This is a genomic window from uncultured Rothia sp., assembly GCF_916049665.1.
Taxonomy (GTDB): domain Bacteria; phylum Actinomycetota; class Actinomycetes; order Actinomycetales; family Micrococcaceae; genus Rothia.
Genome location: NZ_CAJZIE010000080.1, coordinates 1 through 8,326, shown reverse-complemented (window position 1 = coordinate 8,326; position 8,326 = coordinate 1). Strand labels below are relative to the sequence as shown.

Sequence of the window (8,326 nt, the reverse complement as noted above, 5' to 3'; positions counted from 1 at the left end):
GGTATATGCGTCCAAATGAAGACTCTCCCCTGGGTAAACCAATGACCCATACACCCAACTCGTGATGTATCTGAAAATATTCGAGTTTCAGAACCTGGAATTAACTATCAGAACCGCAATATTTCGGCAGTTTCACTGGAAGCGAGCCCAGGTTCCGGTCGCCTTCCACAAAAATGAGTCAGGTCACTTTTGGTGAAACACCACATTATCCGGTACTCTTCTAAACATGCGATCAATGGTCTGACCACATCCCCATGCAGGGAACAATGACTCGTTCCCCACAGAATTATCTATGGTCTGACCACACACAAAACACACCCTGAACCAAAGGAGTTCCAGTGGAAACTTATACCGCTGTAACCAATGCAGTGGGAGGTAGCCTCGGCCTCAGCGCGCTCGTGGCAACCATTCCCCTCCTCACCTTCTTTGTGATGCTACTGGGCGTTAAGGCACGCGCTCACTGGTCCGCACTCGTGGCACTGGCAGCATCCATCCTCGTAGCAGTCCTGGGCTTCCACATGCCCGCTGACCTCGCCGGTCTGAGCGCCATCCGCGGTGGCATCTACGGCCTGGTCATCTGCTGGGTTATCCTCGGTGCAATCTGGTTCTACCAGATCACCGTCCTTTCCGGCCGCTTTGAAGATCTGCGCCGCGTCTTCGACCGCCTCGGCGGCGGCGACCTGCGCATCCAGGCTATCCTCATCGCATTCTGCTTCGGCGGTCTGCTCGAGGCACTGGCTGGCTTCGGCGCTCCCGTTGCAATTACCGCAACCATGATTCTCTCCCTGGGCGTTAAGCCCCTTAAGGCTGCTGTCACCGTTCTGATCGCTAACACCGCACCCGTGGCATTCGGCGCAGTTGCTGTCCCGATTACCACCGCAGCTGACGTTGGCGGCAAGGACGCACACGTTATCGCAACCATCGTTGGTCACCAGGCTCCGTTCCTGGCAATGCTCGTTCCGCTCATCCTGCTCGTCATCCTTGACGGTATGAAGGGTCTGAAGGATGCATGGCTGCCCGCACTGATCATCGGTGTCTCCTTCGCAATTGCACAGTGGGTCACCGCTGCTACCCCCGCATACAACCTGACCGACGTTGTTGCTTGCATCGTCTCCATGGGTGTTGCTGTTGTCTTCCTACAGTTCTGGAAGCCGCGCGGCGTCGCAGGCGTTCGTGAACGCTACGGTCTGCCCGCACAGGCTGAAGAGAAGGAAGCTCTGCCCGCCGTTCGTGTCTGGATGGCACTGCTGCCCTACGTCATCGTCGTTGCAATCTTCGGTGTTGCTAACCTGCACGCTGGCCTGAAGGCATGGCTGAAGAGCTTCGTCATCAAGATTGATATCCAGGCTCTGAGCTCCCGCCTCGTCACCGCTGACGGCAAGCCCGTCAAGGATGCAGTCTACAACTTCGCGTGGATGTCCAACCCCGGCACCCTGCTGATCATCTCCGGTCTGGTTGTTGCTGTCGTCTACTTCTTCTTCAACGAGAAGGGCCGCTACGCCTTCAAGTTCCCGGCAATCTTCACCGAGTTCGGTTCCGTTGTCTACCGCATGCGTTGGTCCATCCTGACCATTGCTTCGGTTCTGGCACTGGCATACGTCATGAACTTCTCCGGTCAGACCATTGCTATGGGTACCTTCCTGGCAGGCCTGGGCACCGTCTACGCGTTCCTCGCACCGGCTCTGGGCTGGATCGGTACCGCTGTGACCGGTTCGGACACCAGTGCGAACGCACTGTTCGCCAAGCTGCAGGTGTCTGCTGCTGAGAACCTGCAGCACGCAGGTATCCACGGAGCAACCCCCGAGCTCATGCTGGCTGCTAACACCACCGGTGGTGTGGTCGGTAAGATGATCTCCCCGCAGTCGCTGGCTATTGCTGCTACCTCCGTGGACATGGAAGGCAAGGAATCCGACATCCTCAAGGCTGTCCTCCCCTGGTCCTTCGCTATGCTCCTGTTCGTCTGCGTCCTGGTCTTCCTGCAGACCAACGTGCTGTCCTTCATGATTCCCTAATCTGAAGCTCAGGTTTTAGAGAGTTCCTGAAGCATCCGCTTCACGAACAGTAGGACATTCGCCCCGGTTTGACCGGAGGCCACAGCGGGGCGGCGTACCTTTCCGGTATCGCCGCCCCGCTTTTTATGCCCCTTATGACTCGATAGGTTGCCCCAATAGTTTGGGAGAACATGCTGAGTCGAGACTTCTTTTCGTTATCCGCCTCGTTATCAGGAGAGAGTATGCCTCGTTCTTTTGACGACACCCAGCCTGCAGAGGCGCCCCCTGTGGTTGAGCGCCAGCCGATTCTGGCGGACCGCAGCTACAGCATCATTCTGGAGACCTTTGAGCGGCGCCTGCGCCTGGGTGAGTTGCGTGTGGGCGATAAGCTCCCCTCCGAGCGTGAGCTGGCGGCACGGCACGGTATCTCCCGCCCCTCGGTCCGTGAGGGTTTGAGGGTTCTGAACGCGCTGGGTCTGATTCGTTCCAGCACGGGTTCGGGACCGAAGTCGGGCGCGATTATCATTTCTGAGCCGTCGGATGCGCTCAGCTGGGCGCTGCGCATGCACATTGCGACCCGTAGCCTGCCGGTGAAGGACGTTGTCTCAACCCGCTTGCTGCTGGAGGGCCCTGCGGCGCGTGCGGCAGCTGCCGCGCCGGACACTCCGGAGCGTGCGGCGGCGCTGGAGCGGGCGCGCGTGCATCTGGCAGAGATGGATGAGCAGATCAGCGATGAGCGCTTCCACTTCTGCGATACGCGTTTTCACTATGAGCTGTCGAAGCTCGGCGGCAATATTGTGCTTGATACGGTGATTGATTCTCTGCACATGGCGACGATGAGTTATGTGCAGGAGGCGGTTCCTTTCCTAAAGGATTGGGAGGCGGTCAAGCGCACGTTGCAGCAGCAGCATTACGGCATTATTGAGGCGATTGCCTCTCACGATGAGCAGGCAGCCTATGAGCGGGTGTGCGAGCACATTACGTGGTTCTATTCGCTGTCTGATCGGGCTGCGGAGGAGCGGGCGCGGCAGCATCCGGCGCGGGATATTCTGCACGAGGATTTGTGCCACGAAGGCGTGCACAACAGCTAAGGTACACCCCTCACATTCGTATCTCGCTCTCATAAACCCACATAGCTAAGGGTGGTGCCCCGGAAGAATGACCTTCCGGGGCACCGCCCTTATGCGCCGAGCAATTATTTCAGCGGGGCAATTATTGCAGGAGCTCAAGCGGCTGAACCTTCGTTGCCGCGTAGGCAGGCAATGCACCCGCCACGATACCCACAGCCAAGCCGAGGAAAGGAATCCCCAGGATAAGGGGAGGCAGAGATAGCGCCCACCCGTTGAGAAGGCACACAACCCAGGAACCGAGAACACCGAGGATGAAGCCTCCAAGAGCGCCCAGGGCCCCGAGGAGAGCCGCCTCCGCCAGGAAGCTGACCGCCACATCTCGCCGTCCCAACCCTAATGCACGGTTGATGCCGATTTCCCGGCGGCGTTCCCAGACCGAAATCTGCATGGTCATCACAATGCCGAAGCTTGTCGAGGCGATAAGAACCACCAGGATGATGGTTGTAAGAGCTCGACTATCCTTCGTCAGGGAAGCACGAAGAGTCACCGGTGAAGGTGGAATCTCAATGTTTGTATCAACGGGGGCGCGTTGCGGATCTAGTACCTGCTTGAGCTGTTCCGCGACCGTATCTGCGCTTCCTGGATTCACGATGACGTCCATACCGCGTTGCAGGGTGTGGGTTTGCGGCAAGAAAGTGGAGGTGGTCGGCAGAATAAGAGCGCTACTAAGAGCAGCGTTTTTACCGCCGTCACGGATAATGCCGAGCACATAGGCTCGCATTCCGTTGACCTCAATCATATTCCGCCCGGGCTCAGTACTGGCCCCTAGCTCCTTCGCGAGGGCAACACCCAGATAGACGGTAGGCTCACCGGGGCGTTCGCGGGCAGGCTCAGAAAATTGCCCTTCGACAATGTGCGCGCCTCGTGCTTTCAAACCTGCTTCCGAGACAACTGCGAGGGGCGTTTGCTGGCTCTCATGCCCCGGCCTGTTGACTTGTGGACGCGTTGCCTGCGTATCTATGGTGACTGTACCGGCAGCTTTGACCTCTGGAATTTGGTTAACGCGCCAGAGTAGTTCCTCTTCCGGTATATCCCAAGTCTGCGGCTGGAGGCGCACACCGAGCCGGGTGGAATCGTAGCTGGCCAGCTGCGAGCTCGTATTGAGTGCTGACGACTCGCTGACCCCCACCAGCATGATGATGGTGGTTGTTCCCGCGAGCATCGCCAATACTGTGAGCAGGTTACGGCGCCAACGGCGGACAACTGCAAGGAAAGCGTAGTGAAGGTTATTCCTTAGCATCTATCCTCCCCTGACAACGGGTTCTTTGAGCGCTTGGTAGGCCGGCTCTTCGGGACTAGTGATTTCGGGACTAACGAGCATTCCATCGACCATGTGTAGCTGCCGGTCGCAGCGAGCCGCAATATCGGGCTCATGGGTGATGATGACCAGGCTTTGCTTTTCCGCACGGCCAGCGAGGAGCAAATCCAACACCTTGTGAGAGTTTTCAGTATCGAGATTTCCTGTAGGCTCATCGCACAGCAGGATACGCGGGGCGCAGGCTAACGCACGCGCAACCGCGACTCTTTGCTGTTCACCACCGGACATATTGCGTGGAAGAACCTCCAAACGGTGCCCCAAACCCACCTGTTCGAGTGCCTGCAACGCACGCTGATGTGCCTGACGGCCCGGTACGCCGCGCATCCGGAGGGTGTGGGCAATGTTCTCGGTGGCGTTCAAATGAGCAATGAGGTGGTACGCCTGAAAGACGAAAGCAATATGCTCACGGCGCGCCACGGTTCGTTCGGCGTCGCTGGCGGTGCCCATGTTTTGGCCCAATATTTTCAGCTCACCTTCAGAGGGCTGATCGAGTAGCCCGATGATAGAGAGGAGCGTAGATTTTCCGCTTCCGGAGGCGCCGGTAATGGCCACCGATTCACCTTCATGGATGCTGAGGGTCGCGTTTTTGAGCGCCCAGGTGGAGGGCGGGAAGAAACGCGCAATATTGTGGCACTCGATATTAGGTTTTGTGGCGGTAGCGCTCGTGGGGAGGGCACGTTCTGTCTCGTGATGAGGCATTTTACCGCTCCTTCAGCTTCACGACGGTACCTGCCTTGAGTTCTGCAGCGGGGTTGACGAGCTCGCAGATTCCGGCGGAGCAGATGCCAAGGGTGACGGGAACGCTCTGACCGTTATCCAGGGTGATGGAGTGCGTTCCGTTTTCTTCGGTTTTGACGGCGGCTTCAAGCACTGCGAGGGCGTTTTCAGCGCCTCGGTTGAGAGTGACGGTTGCTTGAAAACGTGTTGATGCCGTCGTGTTTTCCGGCAAGTCGATTGTGATGGGGTAGCGTTTCCGTGCGGTAGCTCCCGGTGCGGAGGTATCGCTGTTAGGTCGCGCGCTGTTCTGCGCACCGTTGGAGGCACCTGCGTTAGCACCGCCGTCAGCGTTAGTTGAGCCTTCGGGCGTGAGGGCCGCGCCCAGAGTGCCTTCGAGCGGACTTCCGTTATCGGTAAGAATCTGGACTTTCTGTCCCTCAGCGAGTTCATTGCTGAGAGCGCTACCGTCCGCGGAGAGTACCAGACGGTATCCACCCGCGGATAGGGTGCACAGCGCCGGAGTTGAGGTTTGGCCTTTGGTGCCGCAGCTGTTGTCTACGGTGTATTCATTGCCGTCAGCGAAGAGGTATTCAGAGAGCGGCAGGGCAGTGTTGTAGCGTCCTTCTTCGGTTCGGTCAGTATCCCCGGGAGGGTAGTAGCCACGATCCAGGTAGAAACGGTAGACAGCGTTGGCGGTTGCTTCGCCGTAGTTTCCTTCCTCATCCCAGATACTGTAGCCGAGCGATTCTAGAGCTTCTTGGAGCTGTTTAACATCATCGCCGCGTGCGCCTACGGCAAGGTCGCGGTAGGCGGGAATACTACCCTTGAACGCAATGATGGGACGCTCGTTGATAGTGGTGATAATTGAACCGTTACTCAGCCGAGTACCCGCTTTAGCACCGTCCCTGGTCACCACTCCTTGAGGGGTTCCTACGGTGTAGCTTCGGGCGGGTGACACGCTAACTTCTCCCGAGTAGGTGCGGGTAACAGTCTGCGTGCTGATGCGGGTTGTTAGTTGCGCGGCGCGGGACGGCTGCGCATTGGATTCAACATTGGTGCGTAGCCCCGTATTAAGTGCGTAGATGGAGAACCCGCCGGTGATGACGAGCAGAATGACGAGCACCGGAACCAGGTAGGCGCGTATGGTTGCCGTCGTGGCGGCGCGGCGGGGGTTTTCTGAACTCTGCTGCGTGTTCATGGGTTCACCTTTCTGCGGTGAAATATGGGGTGGGACTAGGGGTAATTGCTGAGGGTAACAACGTGGCGGGGACTGAATAAAGGGGTGTATCCTCTGCTCTCATCCGCGGGTGAAAGCGGTTGAGAGCAGAGGACCGGTAGAAAATTCTCGCTAGAAAATGTCCAACGAGGAATCAGCGTTTACTAGTTGCCGTCGGCTAGTTGCCGTTGACTAGAGTTGCGGCACGCTCCTGTGCCTGACGTTCGATATCGCGTACTTCAAGGATGAGCGATTCATGCTCATTGAGCCAGGTCGCAGCCTTTTCGTAGTAGATGTTCTGTGCTTTAGTCAGGATTCCAGTGGACTTTTGGCAGTTATAGTCGGCATGAGCTAGGGCCTGCTCTTCCGCTTTGGCGGCGGCATTGGCTGCCTTGTACTTACCCCAGCTTTTCTCTGCGTAGCTGGGAGCATCTCCGAAGTGCTGGATATCGGTGTATCCGCTTTCTTTCATGCAGGCACCGTAGGTGGTGTCATCGCGGTAGTATTTCCCCATTTCTTCTACCGCGTTATTTTTGGATCCACCTACGATGAGCTCGTTAACGAAGTTGATGTATTTGAGGTAGTTTTCTGCTGAGCCGAAGACAGCCTCTGCCGCACGTCCCAGGCATGAATCTGTTGCCATGCTGGTCTGGGCGCCGTTACTCATCGTGATGGTGACAGTTTTGCTGTCTGCGGCTTGGGGGTCGCCTTGGAACGCCTTGCGATATGCCGGGTTTTCCATCGCGGGTGCATTGCTGGAGCCAGCGTTGTCCTGCCGGGTGGACCAGTATCCCTGGGTGGCTGCTTCTTCGTTGGCGAAGTGGGCGCCACTCATCGCAAGTTCATGAACGGAGGCGCCGTCAATAATGTTCTGGCTACCGGAGTAGGTGAAGGACTTCTCGCTCATGCACTTTTTGACCTCATTGACGAGGGCCACGTTAATATCCGGGGAGGGATTCTCGTAGCTTGCCAGGACATTACGAATGTCTTGCTTAACTTCAACGGTGGTGGAGCAACTCGATACGCCCAGGCAGCAGGCAATACCGATAAGGGCGAGGGATGCGAAGGGCTTCTTTGCCATGGACTTCACCTTTCTCAACAGTAAGAATCAGGGAAGGTAGGAGCCTAAACCCTAAGAGTAGGCTCCTACCCTCTGACAGATGTAGTGCCGTATTACCGGGAAACTACAAAATCAGTAGTGTCGTTGGCGTTAGCACCAACATAGTAAAGCACCTGTCCTGGGTTAATGTGGAAGGTAACATTGTTTCCCCACCAGTTAGTGTTAATACCCCTGAGATGGCCGCCGGTCCAGTTGGCTGCTGATGAAAGCATATTGTCGGGGACATCGATGAAGTTGCTGAAACCAGAACGAGCCAGTTCACCCTTGAGACCAACATGGTCGTATGCGTGAAAATCAGCGTGAGCAGCGGGCAGAGCTGCCCCAACCGACAAGGCGGCGGCAACGCCGATTGCGGACACCGCACGGACAAAAGTAGAACGCGACATAGCGAATCTCCTTATTGCTTAGGTAGGAGTCTGAAATTACTGACCCCCATGAGTGGATATGCCATCTCGTCGACATATAACTATTTACATCGATTCACCATATAAAGAGGATCATGCAACTTGCATATGTGACTTATTGCGTTTTATATAAAAAACGCAACTTGTTAGACGGTAAAAGAATCATAGCAAGGCTCTATATTTAGATGCAATGAAAATCTGCATCACCTGGCAGTGATTTAAATCACACATATATATGCATGTTCGTACCGTATTAAGATAAATCCAGGAAAATTTAGTCTTCTAAAGGCACTCCCGATGAATACACACAACAAAGACAAGCGCAACGGCTAAGCTTCGCCCCTCAACCCCATAACCCCACATAGCTAAGGGCGGTGCCCCGGAAGACTGATCTTCCGGGAGATCGGAAGAGCACACGTCTGAACTCCAG

At 56.4% G+C, this 8,326-nt stretch carries 7 protein-coding genes; 2 read left to right on the top strand and 5 right to left on the bottom strand.

Annotated features, from left to right (window positions below; translation table 11 throughout):
• The first annotated feature begins 338 nt into the window (after nucleotides 1–338).
• Nucleotides 339–2,012, top strand: a complete 1,674-nt coding sequence (locus QZ540_RS07545) for an L-lactate permease (protein WP_294628904.1) — start codon at nucleotides 339–341, stop codon at nucleotides 2,010–2,012.
• 221 nt (nucleotides 2,013–2,233) lie between these two features.
• Nucleotides 2,234–3,082 (top strand): FadR/GntR family transcriptional regulator, encoded by an 849-nt coding sequence (locus QZ540_RS07540; protein ID WP_294628902.1) that lies wholly within the window; start codon nucleotides 2,234–2,236, stop codon nucleotides 3,080–3,082.
• Nucleotides 3,083–3,203: 121 nt separating this feature from the next.
• Here QZ540_RS07540 and QZ540_RS07535 read toward each other — a convergent pair whose 3' ends face one another.
• The 5 genes from QZ540_RS07535 to QZ540_RS07515 all read right to left on the bottom strand — a co-directional run bounded on the left by QZ540_RS07535 (nucleotide 3,204) and on the right by QZ540_RS07515 (nucleotide 7,878).
• Nucleotides 3,204–4,361 (bottom strand): ABC transporter permease, encoded by a 1,158-nt coding sequence (locus QZ540_RS07535; RefSeq protein WP_294628900.1) that lies wholly within the window; start codon nucleotides 4,359–4,361, stop codon nucleotides 3,204–3,206.
• Nucleotides 4,362–5,138 carry an ABC transporter ATP-binding protein gene (locus tag QZ540_RS07530; RefSeq protein ID WP_294628898.1) on the bottom strand — a complete coding sequence of 259 codons (777 nt, stop codon included), beginning with the start codon at nucleotides 5,136–5,138 and terminating at the stop codon, nucleotides 4,362–4,364.
• A 1-nt stretch (nucleotide 5,139) separates the two neighbouring features.
• On the bottom strand, nucleotides 5,140–6,354 hold the full coding sequence (locus QZ540_RS07525) for a peptidoglycan-binding protein (RefSeq protein ID WP_294628896.1): 1,215 nt from the start codon (nucleotides 6,352–6,354) through the stop codon (nucleotides 5,140–5,142).
• Nucleotides 6,355–6,550: 196 nt separating this feature from the next.
• Complete coding sequence (locus tag QZ540_RS07520) at nucleotides 6,551–7,453, bottom strand: adenylate cyclase (RefSeq protein WP_294628894.1); 903 nt, start codon at nucleotides 7,451–7,453, stop codon at nucleotides 6,551–6,553.
• A gap of 92 nt (nucleotides 7,454–7,545) precedes the next feature.
• A complete protein-coding gene (locus QZ540_RS07515) occupies nucleotides 7,546–7,878 on the bottom strand; it encodes a hypothetical protein (protein WP_294628892.1) in 333 nt (110 codons plus the stop codon).
• Between the last annotated feature and the right edge of the window lie 448 nt (nucleotides 7,879–8,326).